The 22,776-nt window shown below is 73.4% G+C and carries 16 protein-coding genes; 11 read left to right on the top strand and 5 right to left on the bottom strand.

What is annotated here, in order from left to right; genetic code table 11:
- Positions 1-11: 11 nt before the first annotated feature.
- The 10 genes from ACFWVV_RS16790 to ACFWVV_RS16745 all read left to right on the top strand — a co-directional run bounded on the left by ACFWVV_RS16790 (position 12) and on the right by ACFWVV_RS16745 (position 14,006).
- Positions 12-650 carry a flavin reductase family protein gene (locus tag ACFWVV_RS16790; protein WP_384350366.1) on the top strand — a complete coding sequence of 213 codons (639 nt, stop codon included), beginning with the start codon at positions 12-14 and terminating at the stop codon, positions 648-650.
- Complete coding sequence (gene wrbA, locus ACFWVV_RS16785) at positions 647-1,345, top strand: NAD(P)H:quinone oxidoreductase (RefSeq protein ID WP_384350363.1); 699 nt, start codon at positions 647-649, stop codon at positions 1,343-1,345. The genes ACFWVV_RS16790 and wrbA overlap by 4 nt, the downstream gene beginning before the upstream one ends.
- On the top strand, positions 1,342-3,129 hold the full coding sequence (locus ACFWVV_RS16780; protein ID WP_384350360.1) for an amino acid adenylation domain-containing protein: 1,788 nt from the start codon (positions 1,342-1,344) through the stop codon (positions 3,127-3,129). The genes wrbA and ACFWVV_RS16780 overlap by 4 nt, the downstream gene beginning before the upstream one ends.
- Positions 3,126-3,413 carry a phosphopantetheine-binding protein gene (locus tag ACFWVV_RS16775; RefSeq protein ID WP_384350357.1) on the top strand — a complete coding sequence of 96 codons (288 nt, stop codon included), beginning with the start codon at positions 3,126-3,128 and terminating at the stop codon, positions 3,411-3,413. Before ACFWVV_RS16780 ends, ACFWVV_RS16775 begins: the two co-directional genes overlap by 4 nt.
- Positions 3,410-4,474, top strand: coding sequence for a 3-oxoacyl-ACP synthase III family protein (locus ACFWVV_RS16770; protein WP_384350355.1), 1,065 nt, complete (start codon positions 3,410-3,412; stop codon positions 4,472-4,474). Before ACFWVV_RS16775 ends, ACFWVV_RS16770 begins: the two co-directional genes overlap by 4 nt.
- 142 nt (positions 4,475-4,616) lie before the next feature.
- Positions 4,617-5,717: an AMP-binding protein gene (locus ACFWVV_RS16765; protein ID WP_384350352.1), complete on the top strand. Its 1,101-nt coding sequence runs from the start codon at positions 4,617-4,619 to the stop codon at positions 5,715-5,717.
- 38 nt (positions 5,718-5,755) lie between these two features.
- On the top strand, positions 5,756-7,402 hold the full coding sequence (locus tag ACFWVV_RS16760) for a methyltransferase (protein WP_384350350.1): 1,647 nt from the start codon (positions 5,756-5,758) through the stop codon (positions 7,400-7,402).
- On the top strand, positions 7,399-8,763 hold the full coding sequence (locus ACFWVV_RS16755) for an aldehyde dehydrogenase family protein (RefSeq protein ID WP_384350348.1): 1,365 nt from the start codon (positions 7,399-7,401) through the stop codon (positions 8,761-8,763). The genes ACFWVV_RS16760 and ACFWVV_RS16755 overlap by 4 nt, the downstream gene beginning before the upstream one ends.
- Positions 8,764-8,959: 196 nt before the next feature.
- The gene (locus ACFWVV_RS16750) at positions 8,960-10,147 is read left to right on the top strand and encodes a 3-deoxy-7-phosphoheptulonate synthase (protein WP_384350345.1); all 1,188 of its coding nucleotides are present in this window, start codon (positions 8,960-8,962) and stop codon (positions 10,145-10,147) included.
- Positions 10,148-10,346: 199 nt separating this feature from the next.
- Positions 10,347-14,006, top strand: a complete 3,660-nt coding sequence (locus ACFWVV_RS16745; protein ID WP_384350343.1) for a BTAD domain-containing putative transcriptional regulator — start codon at positions 10,347-10,349, stop codon at positions 14,004-14,006.
- A gap of 102 nt (positions 14,007-14,108) precedes the next feature.
- Here ACFWVV_RS16745 and ACFWVV_RS16740 read toward each other — a convergent pair whose 3' ends face one another.
- The 3 genes from ACFWVV_RS16740 to hemC all read right to left on the bottom strand — a co-directional run bounded on the left by ACFWVV_RS16740 (position 14,109) and on the right by hemC (position 17,951).
- Positions 14,109-15,521 carry a protein kinase gene (locus ACFWVV_RS16740; RefSeq protein ID WP_384350340.1) on the bottom strand — a complete coding sequence of 471 codons (1,413 nt, stop codon included), beginning with the start codon at positions 15,519-15,521 and terminating at the stop codon, positions 14,109-14,111.
- A 563-nt stretch (positions 15,522-16,084) separates the two neighbouring features.
- Positions 16,085-16,690, bottom strand: coding sequence for a hypothetical protein (locus tag ACFWVV_RS16735; protein ID WP_384350337.1), 606 nt, complete (start codon positions 16,688-16,690; stop codon positions 16,085-16,087).
- A 325-nt stretch (positions 16,691-17,015) separates the two neighbouring features.
- Positions 17,016-17,951 carry a hydroxymethylbilane synthase gene (gene hemC / locus ACFWVV_RS16730; protein WP_384350335.1) on the bottom strand — a complete coding sequence of 312 codons (936 nt, stop codon included), beginning with the start codon at positions 17,949-17,951 and terminating at the stop codon, positions 17,016-17,018.
- Between the two features lie 474 nt (positions 17,952-18,425).
- Here hemC and ACFWVV_RS16725 point away from each other — a divergent pair, with 474 nt between their 5' ends.
- On the top strand, positions 18,426-19,088 hold the full coding sequence (locus ACFWVV_RS16725) for a deoxynucleoside kinase (RefSeq protein WP_384350332.1): 663 nt from the start codon (positions 18,426-18,428) through the stop codon (positions 19,086-19,088).
- A 118-nt stretch (positions 19,089-19,206) separates the two neighbouring features.
- Here ACFWVV_RS16725 and ACFWVV_RS16720 read toward each other — a convergent pair whose 3' ends face one another.
- Positions 19,207-19,437: a hypothetical protein gene (locus ACFWVV_RS16720; protein ID WP_384350329.1), complete on the bottom strand. Its 231-nt coding sequence runs from the start codon at positions 19,435-19,437 to the stop codon at positions 19,207-19,209.
- A complete protein-coding gene (locus ACFWVV_RS16715; RefSeq protein ID WP_384350528.1) occupies positions 19,434-22,550 on the bottom strand; it encodes an RHS repeat-associated core domain-containing protein in 3,117 nt (1,038 codons plus the stop codon). Before ACFWVV_RS16715 ends, ACFWVV_RS16720 begins: the two co-directional genes overlap by 4 nt.
- Positions 22,551-22,776: the final 226 nt, after the last annotated feature.

The following is a 22,776-nucleotide window of genomic DNA, read 5'->3' as shown; positions in this document are numbered from 1 at the left end:
GGAGCGACCCGATGAACACGACCTCCAAGGGAGCGCAGAGCGCCATGTCCGCCAGCACCCTCACCCGTACCATGGCCCGGGTGCCGGGGCCCGTGACGGTGGTGACCACCGTCGACGCCGCCGGGGTTCCGCACGGCTTCACCGCGAGCTCCTTCAGCTCGGTGTCCCTCGACCCGCCGCTCGTCCTGATCTGCCTCGACAAGGGAGCCAGCACCCACCCGGCGTTCTGTGCCGCCGACCGCTTCCTGGTCAACGTACTGGCCAAGGAACAGGCCGGCATCGCCCGCCGCTTCGCCACCTCCGGCATCGACCGCTTCGCCGCCGGGGACATGCGCTCCTGCGAACTGGGCCTGCCCGGCCTGGAGGGGAGCAGTGTGCGGGTGGCCTGCTCGATGAACTCCCTGCTGGACGCGGGCGACCACAGCATCCTCATCGGCCTGGTGCAGGACACGTACGTCAGTGACCGGGTGCCGCTCGTCTACTGCGACCGCCTGTTCTCCCGGCCCCTGCCGGTCGGCCAGGACCCCGCCGCACGACCGGACCCGGGACGACTTGACCCCGTACGACACGACGCCGAACGGCACGACGTCGAACGGCACGAGCCCGAACGGCACGACCCCGTACGACACGAGAGGAGCCCCCGCGCATGACACGCGCCGACACGACGCACGAAGACCTGACGCACGCCGACGTGACACACGACGAGAGCGACGCGGCCGGCACCGTCAACGTCGCGGTGCTCTACTACTCCGCCACCGGGACCATCGCCGAGATCGCCAGGGACCTGGCGGACACCGCGGAGAAGAGCGGCGCCCGGGTACGGCTGCGCCGTATCGCCGAGACGGCGCAGGTCTCCGCTTCCGACGCCGTACCCGCCTGGGCGGCGCACCGGGCCGCCGACGCGGACACCGCCGAGGCCGTCCCGGAGGACCTGCTCTGGGCGGACGCCGTGCTGATGGGCACCCCCACCCGCTTCGGCAACGTCGCCGGCCAGTTCAAGCTGTTCCTGGACTCGCTGGGCGGCCTGTGGCGCCAACAGCTGCTCGCAGACAAGGTGTACAGCGCCTTCACCTCCACGAGCAGCGCGCACGGCGGCCAGGAGTCCACGCTGCTGGCCCTGATGACGTCCTTCCACCACTTCGGGGGGATCGTCGTCGCCCCGGGCTACACCAGCCCCGAGAAGCTGACCGACGGCAACCCGTACGGCACCGCCCACTGCACCGCGGGCGGCACCCGTCCGCCGGACGACGTCACCCGGAACGCGGCCCGCGTCCAGGCAGAGCGGGTGGTGCGCCTCGCCCGAGCCGTGAAAACCGCCGAAACCCGAGGAGGTGAGGGGACATGACGGCGTTCACCCCCACCGGAAACCGCGCCAAGAGCCCCACCGCACACCCCACCGCACACCCCACTTCAACCGCCGCCGGACCGACGACGACGGGGCACGGCACGCACGCCGGGGACTCCCCCCGCACCCTCGTGTCCGCCTTCGCCCGCAGCGTCGCCACCCGCCCCGGGGAGGTCGCCCTCGTCGCGGACGGCCGGACGTACACCTACCGGCAGCTCGACACCTGGTCCTCCGCGCTCGGCGGTCTGCTGCACGAGCACGGCGTGGGCAGGGGCGACCGGGTCGCGCTGCGGATGCCGCCCGGCGCCGAGGCCCTCGTGACGATGCTGGCGGTCCTGCGCCGGGGAGCGGCGTACGTACCGCTCGACATCCGCAACCCCCCGGCCCGCAACGACTTCGTCCTGGCGGACAGCGGCGTGGTCGCGTTCGTCGGCGGCCTCGACGGTGCGAGCCCCGGCGACGGCGTCCCGGTCGTCACCGAGGAGCGGGTGAGCGCCCTGCGGGACGCCCCGGCGGCCCCCGACGCGGACGCGCCCTGCGACCCGCTGGACACCGCGTACGTCATCTACACCTCCGGCACCACCGGCCGCCCCAAGGGCGTGCCCGTCAACCACCGTGCGGTGGCGGCGCTGCTGGCCGGTGCGGGACAGCGGTTCGCGTTCTCGGCCGCGGACCGGTGGCTGCTGTTCCACTCGCTGGCCTTCGACGTCTCCGTCTGGGAGATCTGGGGCGCGTTCTCCACCGGCGGACGCCTCGTCGTCCTGCCGCACTGGTCCGCCCGCTCACCGCAGGAGTGCCTGCGCGTCGTGCGGGAGGAGGGAATCACCGTGCTCAGCCAGACCCCCACCGCGTTCGCCTCCCTGTCGGCGGCCGCACTGAGCGAGCAGGTGCCGCTGCCCGACCTGCGGTACGTCGTCTTCGCGGGCGAGAAGCTGCTCCCGGCAGCCCTGCGCCCGTGGCGCGAGCGCTACGGCCTGGCACGGCCGGTCCTGGTCAACATGTACGGAATCACCGAGACCACAGTCCACTCCACCTACCACGAGGTCACCGCCGCCGACGTCGACGGCAGCGCCTCGGTGATCGGCCGTCCGCTCCCCGGCTTCCACCACCGGGTCCTCACCGGCGAGGGACGCGACGTCCGCCCCGGCGAGCAGGGTGTCCTGTGGCTCGCCGGCCCGCAGGTCAGCGAGGGGTATCTGAACCGCCCCGACCTCAACGCCGAACGCTTCCGCACGCTCCGCTCGCCCGACGGCGTCACCCGCACCCACTACCGCTCCGGCGACCTCGTCGAGCCCCGCGCCGACGGCACGCTCGTCTACCACGGCAGGGAGGACCTCCAGGTCAAACTGCGCGGGCACCGCATCGAACTCAGCGACATCGAGGCAGCGGTGCGCGCCCACGACGAGGTGTCCGACGCCGTGGTGTGGGTGCGCGAGTACGGCCCCGGCGACGAACGCCTGGTGGCCGTGTACGCCACGCACCCGCAGGGGCAGGCGCTGCCCGCGCGCGCCCTGCGCGACCACGCCAAGCGGCTGCTGCCCGCCTACATGCGGCCGGCCGCCTACCGGCACGTGCCCCAGCTGCCGCACACCGTCAACGGCAAGCTCGACCGGGCGGCCACCGCCCGGCTCTGGGACGCCCGGCCCACGGACGAAAGCCGGCCCAGTGAAGAAGCCCAGCCCCGGGCAGAGGGCCGGCCTTGGGAAGAAGCGCAGCCCCGAGAAGAAGCGCAGCCCCAGGACGAAGCCCAGCCCCTGGACGAAGGAAGGGACGACACGACATGAGCACCAGCACGCACTCCGCAGGACCGGCCGACGCACGCGAGGTCGAGCGGTGCACCGTCGAATGGGCCGCCGCCGTCCTGGAGGACCCCGACGTGACACCCGAGGACAACTTCCTCGACCTGGGCGGGCATTCGATCCTCGCCCTGCGGCTGTGCCGCTACGCCAAGGAGCGTTTCGGGGCCGAGTACGACCTCATGCTCCTCTTCGAGACCGACCTGGCCGCTGCCGCCGCCGACCTGACGGCGCGCACCGGCGCGACCCGCACCCAGGAGGCCGCCCGATGAGCACCGCATCCGCGACCGCCCCCCAGCGGTCCGCCACCCCCGCCCCGCCCGGCCTCGGCCTCGCGTCCTTCGGCTACGCCTTCGGGGACCACAGGGACGTGGCCGCCACCGCCGGCGACTACGTGGAGAACCCCAAACGGGTCGTCAACTGGGGCTTCCGCTCCTACCACCGGGCGGCCCCGGACGTCCACGCCACCCAGCTCTCCGCCGAGGCCGCCGGGCAGGCCCTGGACCGCCTCGGCATCGGGGCCGACGACATCGACCTCGTCGTTCTCGCCAGCTCCGACCTGCCCGAGTACACCTACTGGGACGGCGCCTCGGCCCTCGCCCGCGAGCTGAAGATCGAGCGCACCCAGACCCTGCTGCTCAACGAGGGCTGCGGTGCGGGCGTGCACGGCCTGTACTACGTCGCCTCCACCATGGCGATGCAGCCCGAGGTGCGCACGGCGCTGTTCGTGGCCGTCAACCGGGTCAGCGAGTTCCACCGCAACCGGATGAACCTCGTCAACGCGGTGCTGAGCGACGCCGCCGTGGCCACCGTGGTCCGGCGCGGTCACCCGGCCAACCAGTGGCTGGCCACCGAGCAGTTCACCGAACCCGAGCACTGCGACCTGCTGCGGGTGGACTTCGGCGGCGCGGTCAGCCCCGCGCCGCCCGAGGGCTGGTCGAGCGTCGGCTCGCCCGGCGGGCACGAAGCCGTGCGGGCCCGCTTCGGCAACGACCCCGCCGTGCTCCAGCGCTTCCTGGAGAACCGCTACGCGCGGTTGCTGGAAGTCATCGACGGTGCGTGCGCACGGGCCGGAGTGCGGCGGGACGACATCGACCGGCTGATCTACCTCAACGACCAGGCGACCAGCATCGCCGCGGTCGCCGACCCTCTCGGCATCCCCCTGTCACGCACCAACGCGGCGCTCGCCCCCGACCACGGACACATGGGGGCTGCCGACCAACTCGTCTCTCTGGGGCAGCAGTTGGACCGGGGCGAAGTGGCGCCCGGGGAGCTGGTCGTGCTGTGCGGGATCTCCACGGACCGCTGGAGTGCGACGCTGCTGCGCGCCTGAGGAGCCCCTTGGGACCGCACTCCGCCATTTGCCCGTACGACCGCACTCCGGGAGGTCCGTACGACCGGACCCGTACAAGGCTCGCACCCCGTACAAGGCCCGCACCCCGTACAAGGCTCGTACCAGGAAGGAAGGCACCGCCATGGCAACGGCCACCTCCGACGTCCTCGACCTCGAACCCGGCGCGCGATGCGACCCCGACGCGTTCGTCCGGGCCGCGATGGACTGGCACTTCGACCCCGCGACGGGCTCCCCCTTCTGGCTGGAGCGCGCCAAGCGTCTCGACTTCGACCCGCGCAGCGACGTCCGTACCCACGACGACCTCACCCTCTTCCCCAACGTCGCCGCCGAACTGCGCGACGCGCGCGCCGAGGACCTCGTCCCGCGCGGCTACGGCGACGACCCCGATGTCGTGGGCGTCTTCGAGAGCGGCGGCACCACCGGCGCCCCCAAGCGCGTGGTGCTGCTGAACGACTGGCTGGAGCGCATGCTGGCCGCGAGCAACGCCCACCTGGCCGCGCACGGCTTCCCCCGCGGCACGAACTGGCTGGGCCTGGTGCCCACAGGACCCCACATCGTCGGCGAGTACTTCCGCCGCTCCGCCGCCACGTACGGCGCGCTCGGCTTCTGCGTCGACCTCGACCCGCGCTGGGTGAAGAAGCTGCTGGCGCAGGGGCGCGGGCCGGAGGCGGGAGCGTACGCCGAACACGTCCTGGACCAGGCGCAGGAGGTGCTGCGCACCCAGGACGTCGGAGTCCTCACGATCACCCCATCCCTGCTGGAGCGCCTCGCCGGCCGCGAGAGCCTGGTGGAACTCGTCAACGAGAAGGTACGGGCGATCCGCTGGGGCGGCACCCAAATGGACCCGGACACCCGCCGCCTCTACCGCACCGAGGTGTTCCCCGACACCGTCCTGTGCGGGAACTACGGCAGCACCATGATCCTCGGCATGGCGGGGGAGCGGCCCGGGCTGACCGACGACGACCCCTGCGTCTTCGACCCGCTCAGCCCGTACGTCACGTTCCGCGTCGTCGACCCGGACACCCACAGGCCGGTGCCCTACGGAGCGCGGGGCCAGGTCGTCGTCCACCACGTCAGCAGGTCCTTCCTGCTCCCGCACAACCTCGAACGCGATCTGGCCACCCGGATCCCCGCCCCCGAGGGCCTGGCCGGCGACGCGGTCGCCGACATCGCCCCGGTCGCCACGTTCGAGGACGAGGCCGTCATCGAAGGCGTCTACTGACCGGCCCCTGTGCCCCCACGAATTCGGGAGACCCCATCATGAGCAACGCCGAGACCGCACGAGCGAACGCCGAGACCGCACGAGCCACTACCGAGACCGCACGACCGAATGCCGGGACCGCACGAGCGAACGCCCGGACCGCCCGCCCGAACGGCGAAACAGCCCAGCCGTACGACGAGGCCGCACGCCTCCTCGCCCGGCACGACCAGGTCGCCGAAGCCGTCACCGCCGGCCCCGTCGCCTACGTCGTCCCCGGCACGCGAGCGGGCACCGCGCACGCCGAGAAGCAGGTCGACGAATGGCAGGAGCTCTACGACCGGCTCTACGCCGGCTCCGCGGACGCGGCCTTCGGCGACGACTTCGTCGGCTGGAACAGCAGCTACGACCGGCGCCCCATCCCCCTGGAGGAGATGCGCCAGTGGCAGGACACCACCGTGCGGCGCATCCGCGAGCTGCGGCCCCGGCGGATCCTGGAGATCGGCGCGGGCAGCGGACTGCTCCTCGCCCCGCTCCTGGACGACTGCGAGGAGTACTGGGCCACCGACCTCTCCCAGGTGGCCGTGGACGAGCTGGCCCGCCACCTCGCCGCCGACCCGGCACGCGCCGCACGCGTGCACCTGCGCGCCCAGGGCGCCGACCGCACCGACGGGCTGCCCACCGGGCACTTCGACACCGTGGTCCTCAACTCCGTCGCCCAGCTCTTCCCCGGCGCCGCCTACCTCGACACGGTGATACGTCAGGTCCTGACGCTCCTTGCCCCCGGCGGCGCGTTCTTCCTCGGCGACATCCGCGACCTGCGCACCCGCGACCACCTGCACACCGCCGTCGTCCTGGGGCGGGGCACGGCCACCGGGTGCGACGCGGTGCGGCGCGCAGTCGGCAAGGCGCAGGCCAGGGAGGAGGAACTCCTGGTCCACCCCGACTACTTCACCTCGCTGGCCCGCACCGAACCCGGCGTCGCCGGTGTCGACGTCCAGCTCAAGCGCGGCGGCTACCACAACGAGCTCTCCCGGCACCGCTACGACGTCGTACTGCGCAAGGCCCCCGCTTCGCACCTCACCGACCTCACCGACTGCCCCCGCCTGGCCTGGGGGGCGCCGGGCGTACAGAGCACCGCCGCGCTGGAGGAGCACTTGAGCGGTCTTACGCCTCCGTTGCGCATTACCGGCATCCCGAACTCCCGGCTGACCGGGGAGGCCGCCGCCCTGCGCGCCGTCACCGCCGGCGGCCCCGACGCCGTGACCGTCGGCAGGCGGCGGCTGACCGCCACCGACGAAGCGGCGGTCGACCCGCACCAGCTCACCGCGCTCGCCGCACGCCACGGACTGGACGCCCACCTCGCCCCCGCGCCCGACAGGCCCGAATACTTCGAAGCCGTCCTCGTCCGGCCCGGCACCGACATCTCCGGGAGCTACCGCCACTCCGGGGAGAGCGGCCCGCTCACCGTGGTGCCCGCCGCGGCCCACCGGGCGGACACCCTCGTGACGCAGCTGCACGCCTGGCTGCGCGCGCGGCTGCCGGAGCACGCGCTGCCCGAGCGGATCGTCGCCGTCGACGCGCTGCCGGACACCGCCAGGCAGGAGCCGGTACGGCTGCCGGACACCGCCCCGCAGAAGTCCGTGCCCGCCCGGACGGCGGCCGCCGCACGCCCGCACAGTCCGCTCGCCGAGGAAGGAGCAGCATGACCCGCCCCCTCGACGCGCTGGGCCCGCGCGGTCCCTACCGTGCCGTCAGGCGCCTGCCCGTACCCGACGTGACCGGCGCCCCGCTCGCCGAACTCAGCCTCGTACCACCGCTGTTCATCCAGCGCGCCACCACCGCACTGCGCCGGTCGGCGCCCCTTCCGGCAGACGAACGCGTCGCGCTGCTCCAGCGGGCGGCCCACCTCTTCGCCACCGCCGAACTCGACGGACAGCGGGTCGAGGACTACGAGGACGCCGCAAGCCGGAGCGGCGGCATCCCGCTGAGCGTCGTGCGCGGCGCGACCACCGCGACGGCACACCGGCTGTCCCTGGCGTACGACAGCGTGCAGCACGCCCGTCCCGCCGCGGCCGTCACCGACCTGCCCGGGCGCGGCGCCGGGCGCGCCGTCTGGGCCAGGCGCGGCGACGTGCTGGCCGTCCACGCGGCGGGCAACCACCCCGGCACCCACAGCATCTGGCCCGAAGCCCTCGCCCTGGGCTACCGCGTCGCCGTACGCCCCTCGCGCCGCGAACCCTTCACCCCGCACCGGCTCGTCACCGCCCTGCGCGAAGCGGGGTTCGGCGACGACCGGGTCGCGCTGCTGCCCACCGCGCACGAGCACGCGGACGCGCTGCTCAGCGGCGCGGACCTCGGCCTGGTCTACGGCGGTCCCGACGTCGCCGCACGCCACGCGGGCAATCCGGCGGTCCGCGTCCAGGGGCCGGGACGCTCCAAGTTCCTCATCACGGCCGACGCCGACTGGCGCGCCCACCTCGACACCCTCGTGGACTCGGTGGCCGCCCACGGCGGCACCGGCTGCGTCAACACCACGGCCGTCCTCGTCGAGGGCGACCCCGAGCCGGTCGCCACCGCCCTCGCCGAACGGCTCGCGCACATGCCCTCGCTGCCGCCGCAGGACGAGAAGGCCGTACTGCCGGTCCAGCCGCTCGCCACCGCCCGGAACCTCGAAGCGTACGTACGGCGGGTCGCTGGCAACGCCCGTGCCGTACTCGGCGGGGACGGCTTCGCCGACGACCTGGGCGACGGGAGCGCCGCGCTGCGCCCCGCGGTCCACCTCCTGGGGCGGGCGGACGCACCCCAGGCGGGCACGGAACTGCCGTTCCCGTGCGTGTGGGTGGCCCCCTGGAACCGCGCCGACGGCATGGCCCCGCTGCGCGACACCCTCGTCCTGGGCGTGCTGACCGGGGACGAGGAACTGCTGGCGCGGCTGGTGGACGAGCCCAGCATCAGCAACGTCTACGCGGGAGGCGGCCACCCCACCTGCCACAAGGAGCACGGGATGCCCCACGACGGGTACCTGGCCGAGTTCCTGATGCGCAGCAAGACCGTCCTGCGCATCTGACCCCTGCCGCATCTGACCCCTGCCGCATCTGACCCCCGCCGCGCGGGCGGACCACCGCGGCGCGTGCCCCACACCTGGCCCCTGCCGCTCCGGCGCCCCCTGCCGCGATGCGCACCCCCCGTACCTGCCTCCCCACGCCCCCACGAGGTCCGGCGTCCCGTACGCCGGCACCCCCGCACGACGAGCGGAGACCCCCATGACCAGCACCGTGCTCCACGCCCACCGCACCCTCGTCCCGGCTGCCGCCCAACAGCCGCACTGGCCCGACCCCGTGGCCGTCGGCCGGGTCACCGCCCACCTGGCCGGCCTGCCCCCGCTGGTCGGCCCCACCGCCACCACGCACCTGCGCCTGCGCCTCGCCGACGCCGCCCGCGGCGGCGGTCTGCTGCTCCAGGGCGGCCACTGCGCCGAGACCTTCGGCCCCGCCGCACTCAGGGAGGTGGACGGAAACGTCGCCGTGCTGCGGGAGATGGCCCGGGTGCTGGAACACGGCTCCGGGCTGCCCGTGACGGCCGTGGGCCGGATGGCCGGGCAGTACGCCAAACCGCGCTCGCGCCCCACGGAAGTGCGCGACGGGCTCGAACTGCCCGCGTACCGGGGTGACGCCGTCAACGCCCCGGGGTTCAGCGCCCGCGAGCGTACGCCCGACCCGCGCAGGATGGAGAGGGCCTACCGGGAGTCCGCCGCGGCGCTGCGGCGCGTCGAAAGGGCCAGGGGGAACTCCGGGTTCCACGTCAGCCACGAGGCCCTGCTGCTGCCGTACGAGCACGCGCTGGTGCGCACCGATCCGGCCACCGGCGGGCAGTACGCAGGATCGGGCCACATGTTGTGGATCGGCGAGCGCACCCGCCGGACGGACGGCGCGCACGTCGCCTTCGCCGCGTCCGTGGACAACCCGGTCGGCGTCAAGGTCGGCCCCACCGCGACCGCCGGCGAACTGCTGGAGCTCGTCGAGCGGCTCGACCCCCACCGCACCCCCGGGCGGCTCACGTTCATCACCCGCATGGGGCGCGGCCAGATCCGCGACGTGCTGCCCGCGCTCGTCGAGAAGGTCAGCGCATCGGGGGCCGAAGTGCTGTGGGTCTGCGACCCGATGCACGGCAACACCCGGGTGACCGGGACCGGAACCAAGACCCGCATGCTGGCCGACATCGTCGACGAGACCGCGGGGTTCGTCGAGGTGCACCGTGCGCTGGGCACCCACCCGGGCGGACTGCACCTGGAGCTGACCGGCGGCCACGTCACCGAGTGTGTGGGTGGCTCCGACCCCGTCGCCGCGGAGGACCTCGGCCGCCGCTACACCAGCGTGTGCGATCCCCGGCTCAACCGCGGCCAGTCCCTCGACCTGGCCGCCGCGGCAGCCGCATTGTGGCGGAAGCAATAATTCCGGCAGACGAAACGCCCACCTGACGTGAATTACGCCTCCAATGTCATCAACCGGCCTTGTGCCAGAGGCATTTGGCTGGTCAGCGGGGGTAGAGTCCGAGCTGTCGCGGACGTGGGTCCGTGCCCGGGCTTCAGCTGCCCGGTGCGTGCATCCGTCCCGGTCCGGATGCCGCGGGGGATGCCAGGTGGAGGACTGAGTGCGCGGTGGTACTCCGGGGACCCCGGACGCCCAGGACGGCAAGCGGGCGGCGCGCGGGTCCGCAGGAGCGGGGGAGGAGGCTTCACCCCGCCCGGTGTTCGACGTCCTCGGCCCGCTGGAGATCCGGTACGGGGGCGCACCCGTGCGGCTCGCCGGAGTAGTCCGGCGCAGAATGCTCGCCGTGCTGCTCCTGGAGGCCGGGCGGGTGGTGCCCGTCTCCCGGTTCGTCGACGCCGCCTGGGACGGCGCACCACCGGAGACCGCCGCGCTGAGGGTTCGCAAGACGATGGCCGAGCTGCGCCGGCGCATACCCGGCGGCAGCGAACTCATCGTGACGGCCGAACCCGGCTACCGGGCCGTCCTCGCCGAGGAGCAGCTCGACCTGCTGCGCCACGCGCGGCTGTTGCGTGACGCGGATGCCGCGCAGGAGACGGGCGACACGGCGCGTGCGGCCGAACTGCTGGGCCGCGCACTGCGGTTGTGGCGCGGGCCGGTTCTTGCGGGGGAAGGCGGAGGGCTCATCGACGCCCTGGCTGTCCCCCTGCACGAACAGCGCCTGGCGACGGCCGAGCGGCTCTACGGGCTGCCCGCGGAGGGAGGGGACACCGCAGGGGCCGTCGGCGAACTCAGGGCGCTGGTGGAGGACCACCCGCTGCGCGAGACGCTCCGGGGGCGGCTGATGCTCGCACTCGTCCGTGCCGGTCAACAGGCGGCTGCCCTGGAGGAGTTCCGCCGGTTCAGGGAGCTCCTCGGCGAGGAGCTGGGCATCGACCCCGGCGCGGAACTGTTCCGGTTGCACGAACGCATCCTCCGCCAGGACCCCGCAATCCTGCCGGACCCCCCCTTCCTGCCGAACCCCTACCTCCTGGCCCCGCCGACTGCTGCGGCCGCCCCTGGCGCTGCGGCCTCCGCCGCCGGGATGCAGGCCGCTCCCGGTACGGCAGACGGCACCCTGCCCGTGCACGATGCGGCCGCTGCCGTCCAGCTGCCCCCCGTTCCCGGTGCGGCAGACGGCACCCTGCCCGCGCACGCTGCGTCCTCCGCCACCGGGATGCCGCCCGTCCCCGCCGCGGCCCACGGCACCGTACCCCCGCATGATGCGGCCGCTGCCGCCCAGCTGCCGCCCGCCCCCGCCGCGGCCCACGGCACCGTACCCCCGCACCGAGCGGCCTCCGCGCACCGCACGGAGCCGGCCGTCCGCCCCGCGAAGCGCCCCGCACCGGTACCGTCGCCGCGCCTGCTGCCGTACGACATACCGGACTTCGCCGGGCGCGCCGCGCACCTCGACTGGATCCGCGAAGCAGCCGGCCGGGGCCGGACCGAGCCTTCGACGATCCTGGGCATCGACGGCATGGGCGGCGGCGGCAAGACCGCCCTGGTCACCCGTGCCGCACACGAACTCGCCGATCACTACGCGGGCGGCGGCCTCTTCCTCGACCTGCGGGGAGTCTCCTCCGCGCAGGAGCCGCTGAGTCCGTACCACGCCCAGGGCGAGCTGCTGGCCCTGGCCGGCGTTCCCGGCGAGGAGATTCCCGGCACCGAGGCCGGGCGCAGCGCCCTGTGGCGCCACCACACCCGGGCGCGTCCCATGCTGCTCGTCCTGGACAACGCCGCCACCTCCGACCAGGTCCGCGCGCTCATCCCGGCCTCTCCCGGCAGCCTCGTCCTGGTCACCAGCAGGCCCCGGCTCATCGGTCTCGACGGCGCGGAATGGCGGTCCATCGACGCCCTGCCGGACGCCGACGGACGCGATCTGCTGCGGCGCACCCTCGGCGAGGAACGGATCGCCCGGGAGCCGGGGGCCGTCGCCGAACTGCTCCGGCTGTGCGGCGGGCTGCCCCTGGCGCTGCGCATCGCCGCCGCCCGGCTGGCGAACCGGCCGCGCTGGACGATCGGGCACATCGTCGACCGGCTGCGCGACCAGGACCGCCGGCTGGACGAACTCGCGGGCGAGGACAAGGGTGTCGCCGGCACCCTGCTGCTGTCGTACCGGTCCATGTCGTACCGGCGGCGCACCGCGTTCCGGCTCCTGGGCCTGCATCCCGGCCGCCGCATCGACCCTGCCGAGGCCGCCGCGCTCCTCGCCCTCGACGTCCAGGAAGCCGAAGACGTCCTGGAGGCGCTCGTCGACGTACGCCTGCTGGAATCGCGCGAGCCCGGGACGTACTCCTTCCACGAGTTGGTGCACAGCTTCGTGCGGCGGCTCGCTCGCAGTGAGGAGGAGCAGCGGGACGCGAGCGGACGGCACGACCCCGCGCGCGCCGTGGAGCGGCTCCTCGACCACTACGCCCAGACCGCCACCCTCGCCTGCGACCTGCTGCTGCCCGGCCGCGCCGGGTTTGCCGCACGCACCTCCGACGAGGCCGGCTCCCCGGACACGGCGCAGGCGCAGGCGAAATCGCAGGCGCCGCCCCCGGCCCCGGCACCGACCCCGGCCCCGGCACCGACCCCAGCACCGACCCCGGCCCCGGCACCGCCCCCAGCCCCAGCTTCCCCTTCCCCCGCCCCGGCTTCCCCGGCGCCGGAGTCCCTGGCCCCCTTCGTGCACACCGCCCAGGCACTCCAGTGGCTGGACCGGCACCGCGAGAGCCTGCTCGCCGCCGTCGAACTGGCACGCGACCACGGCCTGTTGAGGCACGCCGCCCGGCTGCCGCGCGAGCTGGCCTTCCACGCCGGCATCCGGGGCTACGACCGCGCCACCCACCAGGCGCTGGAGACCGGAGTGGCCGCGGCCCGGCATCTCGGCGACTCCGTCCTGCTCCGCTTCAACCTCACCCATCTGGCGCAGGGCAGGTGGCAGCAGGGCAGCCTCAGAAGGTCCCTCAGCCTGCTGGAGGAGGCCCTGGAACTGTCCCGTGCCGCCGACGACCGCTTGAGCGAGGCGGAGTGCCTGGCCCGGCTGGCCCGTACGCACAACAGCCTCGGCGAACTCCCCGCGGCCCTGCGCCTGGGCGAACGGGCCCTGCTGATGGCGCGGGAGGGCGGTTTCACGCGCCTCGGCGGCTCCTCGCTGATCACCCTCAGTCATGTACGGGCCCGCCTGGGCCAGTACGCGCGGGCGGCCCGCGACGCCGAGGACGCGCTGAGCAACTTCCACACTCTCGGCGAGAGTCCCCTGTCCGCCGAGGCACTGCTCCACCTGTCCCAGGCGCTGGCCCTGCTCGGCCGCTACGACGAGGCGCTGGAGCGGGCGGAGGACGCCGCGGAACTCTGCGGCCCCCTGCGTATCGCCCCGTCCGCGCTGCCCCTGGTCCTCGCACACCGCGCCGACCTGCTGATGTGCCTGAACAGACCGTCCGAAGCGACCGAGTCCGCCGAGCGCGCCCTCGCGGACGTCAGGGGCTGCGACGACATCCACCGGGCGGCCGTACACCTCACCGTCGGCGGTGTGCTGCACGCACGGGGTGATCAGGAGGCGGCGCTGGAGCAGTTCACCCGGGGCCAGGACATCGCCCGCCGCATGGAACTGCGTTACGAGCAGGCCCACGCGCTGTACGGTCTGGCCGCGGTGCACCGGGCCCAGGGGGACCTCCCCGTCGCGGAGAAGCACAGGGGCGAGGCCGCCGAACTGCGCGCCCTGATGGGAATCCCCGACAGCGCCCCGAGCCCGTCCCCCTCACTGGCGGCCCTGCCGCAGCCGGAGCCACCCGGAGACTGAACCGCCGCCCGCGTACGGGGGGTGCCGCTGCTGGTGGCCGTGCTGACCGTGGCGGGCATGTCGGGGCGGGACGTGGCCCTGCCGTCGTCAACGCGGGTGTCTTCAGCGTTTCGCTGCCTTCCTGGCTTCCTTCTGCCGCGCCTTGATCTCGGCTTTCTCCGCCTTCGCCGCGGTCTTGGCCTGCTTGGGGCCGCTGTCCGGCCGGGTCGTCGGAGGCGTGGGGGCCGTGCGCCGGGGAGGGGCGGCGCCGGGCGTGCCCAGGCCGGGGGAAGTGGCGTGGGCCGTCTTGCTCGTGGAGACGGAGACGGAGGCAGATGTGGGGTGCGGAGGCGTGGAGGAGGGGCGTGCTCCGTGCCCGGGTGCGGTTCCCGAAGGGAGACCGGGGGATGAGCGGGGTGCGGAGGAGGGCGTCGCCACGGGAGGGCGCGCGGTGTCCTTGTTCTGCGGTGGGGGATTGCCGGTGAGGGTGACGGCGGTGGCCAGGACGGCGGTGAGCGCGGCGGCACCCGCCACGAGCGGGCGTGCGGCCGCGATACGGCGAGAGGTCCGCCGACCGCCCTCGGGAGGTTTCGGATGGGTGCGCTCAACCGTCCGCGGGGGCACGGTGGGGGTGCAGAGGCTCGTGACTCGGATCGGCGGACCGCTGTCGGGGACGGCGCTGTTGAGGGTGGCGCCGCCGGGAGCGTCGCCGTCGGCCAGGGCAGCCAGGGTGTCGGCGCACTCGCGGGCGTCGGGGCGGTCGTGGCCGTCCAGAGCCGTCATGTTCCGCAGCAGGCGTTGCAGCTGTCCGGGCAGGTGGGCGGGAAAGGCGGGGGCGCGGTGCAGCCGTGCGATGGCGGCCTCCAGCGGGCCGCCGTCGTACTCGGGGCGGCCGGTGAGGCATTCCAGGACGACCAGGCCCAGGGCGTAGATGTCGGCTGCCCTGCCGACGCGCCGGCCGAGGACCTGCTCGGGGGAGAGGTAGGCGGCGGTCCCGATGAGGGTGCCGGTGGCGGTGCGGGAGGTGGCGTCCAGGAGCCGGCTGATGCCGAAATCGGTCAGATGCGGGCATCCGGCGGCGTCCAGGAGGATGTTGGAGGGCTTCACGTCCCGGTGGACGATGCCCGCCGTATGGGCGTGCGCGAGGGCTTCGGCGAGTTCGGCCCCCAGCGCCGCGGTCTCCTTGACCGGAAGGACGCCTTCTTCGATGCGGCTGCGCAGCGTGCTTCCCTCGATCAGCTCCAGGACAAGGAAGGCGCGCCCCTTGTCCTGGCCGGCGTCGTAAACGCTGACCAGGCCGGGATGGTGCAGGTGGGCCAGGAGTACCGCCTCGCGCCGGGATTCCTCCTCGATGTCGGCACCGGAGTCGGGCCGGAAGACCTTGACCGCCACCGGCCGCCCCAGCCGCAGGTCCAGGCCCCGGTAGACGTCCGCGGCGCCACCGGAACCGATCAGCTCGTCCAGACGGTACCGGCCGCCCAGCACCTCGGTGGAACACCGGGAAGCCGCGGCCCGAGCCGAATCACACAATCCCATACCCTCTCCCACCGTCGACGCGGAGGGCGCACACCCCCCGACGAGCTGTGACCGGCACGTCACCGGAAGCGGGTACCCCCGAGGAACCGCGGTAGCCCCGTGCCGCCCGGCCAAAAGAACCGGACCGCCGAGGACGCGTCCTTCACCGTCCGCGAGACCTGCACGCTCAGGGGGCCCAGGGCCGCAGGGCACAGGGAGGACGGCCCTGCTGTTCGCTGGTCGACGCCGGCCGGACGGATGCCGATGCCCGGGACCGGCTACGGGGCCGGAAGGGACCCGCTCCGCGTCGACAGCCTAGAAGGCGGAATGCGCCGATGGGGTGGAGGTAGGGGGCGGCGAGTCGGGTGCTCACAGCGGAAGGCCAGTCCGCTCCCGGTGGCGGCCTGCGCCCGCCAGGCCGCGATCGCCGGCCACGGCCGCCGTGCGGGCGAGCTCCCGCACGGCGGCCGGTCGCCCGTGGCCCTCGCGTGCGTGTGACCCGGCGGCCGGTCGCCCGTGGCCCCTCGCGTGCGTGTCCCGCGTCCGCGAGGTGCGAGGGCCCTCCTCCGAACTCCGCGTAGGTGTCAGCTGATCCGCGTGGTCACCGTGGCGGAGTTGTTGGACGTGTTGACCTCACGGCTGCTGGTGCCCGCCTCGGTACGCAGGTGGACCGTGCCGCCCCCGTAGGAGGGGCCCCTTCCGGCGATGTCCAGGGTGACCGTGGCCCCGGGCTTCAGCGAGCCGAGGCCGGCGACGAGGCTGCCTCCGGGCGTGTACGAAGAGGTTCCCTGGCTCACGCGGTCGGCGACGTGGTCGATGCCGTTGGGGAGCGTGGTGACCAGGTTGACCGCGTTGGCGGTGCTCCTGCCGACGTTGGTGACCTTCACACGCCAGACCTGCTCCTGGTTGTGGTCGATGTGCGAGGGGCCCGACGCGGTGACCTTCAGGTCCGCGTGGGCGACCGTGGGCTTCGGGTACCGGTAGTAGTCCTGACCCCACTTGCCGCCGATCCAGGCGTCACCGTAGTGGCCGTCGTACCCGTAGGAGGGCGCCGGGGGCTTCGGCGCGGTGGGGGCGGCGGAGGCGGGAGCCGCGGTGACGGCCGTGAGGGCCGCCCCCGTGACGACGAGGCCTGCGACGACGGAGACGGCGCGGCGGCCGGGGGACGTGGCGAAGCGTGCAGAGTTCATGGGAATGGCCCTCCGGTGCGGAATGCGTACGGCGCGCGGCGTTGAGCGCCCGGTCCCTCCACGAGACCACGCCGCCGGAGCACGGACGGGCCGCACAAGTCCCGTCCGTACGAGAAGGAGGTCCCTGGCACCTGCCCCGGCCGAGCGACGGTCGTACGTCGACGAGGTAACAGCGATGACGCGCGCGGCCGAGGCAGTGGGCGCGGGCGGCCGCGGGGCGGTGTGACCAAGGTCCTGCCGGCCCGGTGCAGGAAATGCGGCAGGCGAGGACCCTCGGGGGGACCGCGCCTCCCCCCGAGGGCCCCCGCCTGCTCGCGGCCCCTGCTCAGACCGGCCTGAGCGACGCCAGGATGCGGGCCGCACCCTGCTCCAGCAGGTCGGCGGCCACGCAGGCGCCCAGCTTCGCGGGGCCGTCCGCCGGGCCACAGCCGGACGCGGTGACCTGCGTGGTCCCGTCCACCGAGGTCACCGTGGCCGTCAGGTGCAGCAGGCCGTCCTCGCCGAGCCGCCCCCACGCCCCGACCGGGACCGAACAGCCTCCGTGCAGCTCGGCCAGGACGGCGCGCTCGGCCCGTACGCACGCGTCCACCTGCGGGTCGCCCGTACCGGCCAGGAGGCGGGCGGCCGGGGACCCGGCGCGGACCTGGATGCCGAGCGCCCCCTGCCCCGGCGACGGCGGAAAGACAACGGGATCGAGGACCTGGTGGACCTCGGGCAGCACGCCCAGCCGGTTCAGGCCGGCGGCGGCGAGTACGACCGCGTCGAGGCGGTCGCGTCCCGCGATCCGGGCCAGCCGTCCGGGCACGTTGCCCCGGATCGGCACCACGTGCAGGTCCGGCCGGAGCGCGAGGAGCTGGGCGACCCGGCGGGGTGCTCCGGTGCCCACCCGGGCCCCGCGCGGCAGCGCGTCCAGGGTGGAGCCGCACAGCACGTCCCGTACGTCCTCGCGCGGCCCCGGCGTCACGAGCAGGACCGTGCCGTCGCTCACGGTGGTGGGGAGGTCCTTGAGGGAGTGCACGATCACGTCGACCCGGCCGGCGGTCAGGGCCGCCTCCTGGTTGCTGGAGAACGCGGAACCCCCCGACGTCCTCGCGACCTCGGCGAGGGTCGGAGTGACGCGGTCCTGGTCACCCCCTTCGAGGATGACCTCCCGCTTGAACCGCACCCCGGGCAGGCCCGCCGCGACCGGGCCGAGCCACTCCGCGACCTGCGTCCGCGCGAGCCTGCTGGCCCTGGAACCGATCCGCACCACATCGCTCATCTGCGCCAACTCCTCGTCGCCACACGCTTGTTGCCCCCCGACCCTACGGCCACCACGGGCATGCGCTTCCCGACAGAATGTCACCAAAGGTGACGCTCCGTGGATGGCCGTCCGCCGGGTCCGAGTGCCGGTCCGCGTCCCGGAGCGCTCCGGGGCCCGACCGCGCGGCGAAGCGGGCCGGGGTGCTCCGGCAGGGGCGGGGCGCAGCGTCCTCTATGCTTCAGGGCGGTCGCGGGGCGATGGCCGGCACGGCGCAGGGCGGTGGCCGGCATCGCGCAGGGCAGCGGCGCAGCCGCTGGTCCGGCCGGACACCGGGGCGCATCCGGCGTCCCGCGTCCCGCTCCGGACGGAGCCACGTGGCACCGCTCACGGAAGTCCTGGGGTACCGAGTGGCCACCGGCACGCGTCCCCGCGCTGTGGGGCCCCCGGACCCGCCGGGCCGCGAACAGAAGACCCCCGGGGGAGAAGCGAGGAATGTCAGTGATCTGCGTCGGAGGCATGATCGGGATCGGCAAGACGAGCGTCGCCGAACTGATCGCCAAGGAGCTGGGCGGCGAGGTCTTCTACGAGAGCGTGGACGACAACCCGATCCTCCCGCTCTTCTACACGGCGAGCCCCGAGGAGATCCAGGCCAAGCGCTACCCCTTCCTGCTCCAGCTCTACTTCCTCCAGACCCGGTTCGCCTCGATCAAGCAGGCGTACAAGAAGGGCGACAGCGTCCTCGACCGTTCCATCTACGAGGACTGGTACTTCGCCAAGGTCAATCACGACCTGGGCCGGATCAGCTCCCTGGAGATGCGGGTGTACGAAGGGCTGCTGGACGAGATGATGCAGGAGATCGAAGGGCTGCCGTACCGCAAGGCGCCCGACCTGATGGTCTACCTGAAGGCGGACTTCGAGACGGTGCTGCACAGGATCGGGCTGCGGGGGCGTGCCTTCGAACAGGACGAGAGCCTCGTCGAGTACTACCGGAAGCTCTGGTCCGGCTACGACGACTGGGTGCACCAGCACTACGCGGCCAGCCAGGTGCTCGTCGTCGACATGAACCGTACGGACGTGGTGCACGACCCCCAGGACGCGGCCCGGGTGATCAGAGAGGTCAAGGACGCCCTGGCGTCGCGCGGTCCCCGGAGCTGAACGGACATCCCCCGCACCTGCCGCACGTCTGCGGCAGGGCGCGGGCCCCCGGCGCGGGGAGCGCCGGGGGCCCGCCCGCCCGGGGGAGGGCGGCGTGCGGTCATTTTCTCCGGCGAGGTCACCTCCTCCGGCGCCTGGCCAGGACGATCATCATGACGACGACCGCCACGACGACGAGGACGAGCGCCCACACGGGCATGAAGTCCAAGCCCTTGTAGGCCAAGTCCTGGGCGGTCGCCGTCATATCCGTTCCGGTCGCCGTGTCCGGTACGCCGTTCGTGCCGGGCACCTGCGACCCCACCGCGAAGTCCGTCACCTTCACTCCGATCATCCGGTTCGTTCCGATCATCCGGTCGCCTTCTCGTAGCCCTTCTGGGCGAGCTGTCCTACCGCGTACCCGCCGACGGCACAGCCCACCGCTCCGGTTCCGCCCGTGGCGGCCGTGCAGCCCGCGGTGAACAGCTTGTCCGCCGCGAAGCCGACCGCCGTGCCGCCCGCCTCCTTGTACTGCCCTTTGGAAAGCTGGCTGGCGAACGTGGCCACGTCGTAGACGTCCATGGCCTTGCCGACCGCGTCAGCGGCGCCGTTGACCCACTTGGGGAGCAGGCCGTCGGGGTCGATGCGGTTGAGCGGGTCGCCCTCGGCGTACAGGTACGGGTTCTTCTCCTGGCCCGAGGGGTCGTTCTGGGTGAACCGGCCGAGCTGCGGGTCGTAGTAGCGCGCCCCGAAGTGGTACATGCCGGTCGGGTCCTGGTAGCCGCCGGTGAAGCGGAACGGCTGCGGCACGGTCTCCTGCGTGCCCGTGCGCGCGGCGCCCGACGGGGTGTACAGGTAGGTGTTGACGCGCTTGCCCGTCTCGTCGACGAGCCCGATGACGGAGCCGAGCGCGTCGGTCAGGTAGTAGTGGCTCTTCCCGCCGGTGTGGAGGGAGTTGAGGGTGCCGCCCGGTTCGCGGATGAACTCGGTGTCCTTGCCGCCGGCGGTCTGCCCCGACAGGCCCAGCGGCCCGTTGTGGAAGACCGTGGAGCCGAACCGGGTGCGCTCGCTGCTGTCGGTGCTCGCGTACTCCGCCGGGTACGCGGTGGTCCCGACGGTCACCGACTTCAGCTGCCCGAAGTCGGTGTAGCGCTCCGCGCTGCGGGCGGTCTCGGGGGCCGGGGCCCCGGCGGTCTCGTTGCCGGCCTTGTCGTACGACCAGCCCGAGGTGACGCCGTTCTTGGCGGTGAGCTGCGAGGCGGCGTTGTAGGTGTAGGCGGTCGCGGCCGGGCAGCCCGGTGCGCCGCCCTGTGTGGTGAGGTTCCCGGCCGGGTCGTAGCAGTACTGCCAGGACGTCTTGCGGCCCGACGTCTCCGTCTCCTCCGCGAGGGACGTGCGGCCGGCGCCGTCGTAGGTGTAGGCGGTGCGGGCCTTGGTGACGTTGTCCGTACGGGAACGGACCTTCGCTCCGTCCAGGGACTCCTGCCCCGAGACGTACCCGTAGGTGTACGACAGGTCGCTCAGGACCACGCCCGAGGGGGCCAGGGCCCGGATGTTCTCCGGCCGGCCCGAGTTGTCGAGGCGCTGGGTCTGCACCGTGCCGCCCGGATAGGTGGTCTTGGTGCGACGGTCGTTCTTGTCGTACTCGTAGACGGTCTTCTTGCCGCGCGGGTCGGTCAGCTCGGACAGCCGCCCGGCCGCGTCCCAGGAGTAGTCGGTGACGCCGCCCGGGTCCTTGTACGTGTCCACGTCGCCGTCGGCGGTATAGGCGAGCACGGTCTGGGATCCGTCCTGGAGGGTGCGGACCGTCTCCCGGCTCAGCGCGTCGAACTGGTAGGTCTGCACCCCGGTGGCGTCCGTGCGCGAGGACAGGTTGCCGTCGCCGTCGTACACGTAGGTGACGGTGGCGTAGCCGGAGGTGTCCACCTTGGTGATCCGGTCGCGCTTGTCGTACGTGTAGAGGGTCTTCACGCCCCGCGGGTCGGTCGCGGTCGCCGTGCGGCCGAGGGCGTCGTAGGTGAAGCGGGTGACGCCGAGGGGCGCGGGCGGGGTGACGGTCTGGAGGTTGCCGGTGGCGTCGTACCGGAACGAGGTCTTCTGCCCGTTGCCGTCGGTGGCGGTGCACCGCTGGCCCTGGAAGCCGCCGCAGGTGGGGGTGGCCTCGTTGTACGTGAACTGCAAGGTGGCGCCGCCGGTGCCGACGGTGGCGACCGAGGTGGTGTTGCCCGCCGCGTCGTAGGCGAATTCGGTCTTCTCGCCGTCCGCGTTCTTGCTGTTGCTGGGCCGTTCCACGCCGGCCACGGTCTGCCAGCTGCTGCTGGCGGTGGCGCCGGTGGGCAGCTTCGTGGAGGTGGGGTTGTTGCGGGCGTCCCAGCCGTAGGCGGTGACGTTGCCGCCGGTGCCGCCGCTGCCGGTGCCCATGGCGTCGGTGGCCGTCTGGACGAGGCGGTTCTGGTACGTCGTCGCGCGTTCGTGGCCGAGACCGTCGACGACCTTGGTGACCTCGCCGTCCCCGTTGTGGTCGTACGTCGTGGTGTGGCCGAGCGGGTCGGTCACCTTGGTGGTGCCCGCGTCACCGGCGTTGGCGGCGCTGTAGGTGTACGTGTACGTCGGCCCGCCGGTGCTGCCCTCGGCGTACCGGCGCACGGAAGTGACCCGGTCCGCGGCGTCGTAGGTGAAGGAGGTGGAACGGTTCTCCGGGGTGGTCACCTTGATGATCCGGCCGTCGGCGTCGTAGCCGAAGCGCGTCGACTCGCCCTCGGCGTCGGTGGTGCGCACGACGTTGCCGGCGGCGTCCAGGTCGTAGCCGACGGTGCGGCCCGTGTGGTCGGTGGCGTCCCACCGGGTGGCGGAGGTGCGCACCAGGTCCACCGAGCGTCCGGAGCGGGTCTCGGTGAGTTTGAACCCGGTGTTCTGCCCCTCGGGGGAGCGGTGGGCGGCGACGGTGACCTCGCCCTTGTTGCGGTCGGTGACCTTGGTGAGGGCGCCGTTGCTGCCGTAGGTGTCGGCCGTGCCGGACTTGCGGTCGGTCAGCGTGTAGGTGCCGTCGGCGTTCTTCTTCAGGTCGTGGGAGTAACCCTGGGGGGTGGTGAGGGAGCCGTCGGCGTTCTGGGTGTACTCGACGGTGGCGCCCGTCCGGTCGTAGTGCAGGACCATGCCGGTGAACGTGAGGTCGAGCCGGCGCTCGTACCCGAGCCACCATGGGTCGGAGACGGAACTGCTGGGCGCGTCGAAGGAGTTGTAGGTACGGGTGAGCTGCAGCGACTGGCCGACCCCGGCGACGTCGAAGTCGGTGGCTGCGAGCATCAGGTTGCCGGTGGAGTAGCTGACCCGGCCGACCAGCGCGTCGGTGATGCGGAAGTCGGATATCCGGTGCCAGGGAACCTCGCCCTGGTCGCGCGGTACGTACCGCAGCACGCCGCTCTTCGGCGGAGCCGAGGGTACGGAGGCGGGCGGGACGGTCGTCCCGGTGCGCACGGGGGGCATGGCGGCGCGTCCGCGGTCGCCCCAGTGCGAGCCGCCGGTGTCGGGCGGGGGCGGCGGCGCGGCGAGAGCGGGTGCGGCGCTCGCCCCCAGGGCGAGGGCGATCAGAACGGCGGCGATCCGCCGCCTCGGGCGCAGGGCAGCGGTACGGACCGGGGCGGCGGTCCTTACCGGAGCCGCCGGGCGGGGCCCCGCGGCGCGCCGAAGCGAGGGTCTGCCGGAGTTTCGG

Source organism: Streptomyces sp. NPDC058663 (assembly GCF_042716745.1).
Lineage (GTDB): Bacteria > Actinomycetota > Actinomycetes > Streptomycetales > Streptomycetaceae > Streptomyces.
Note: the sequence above shows the minus strand (reverse complement) of the source record. Positions and strands in the feature narration are given on the sequence as shown.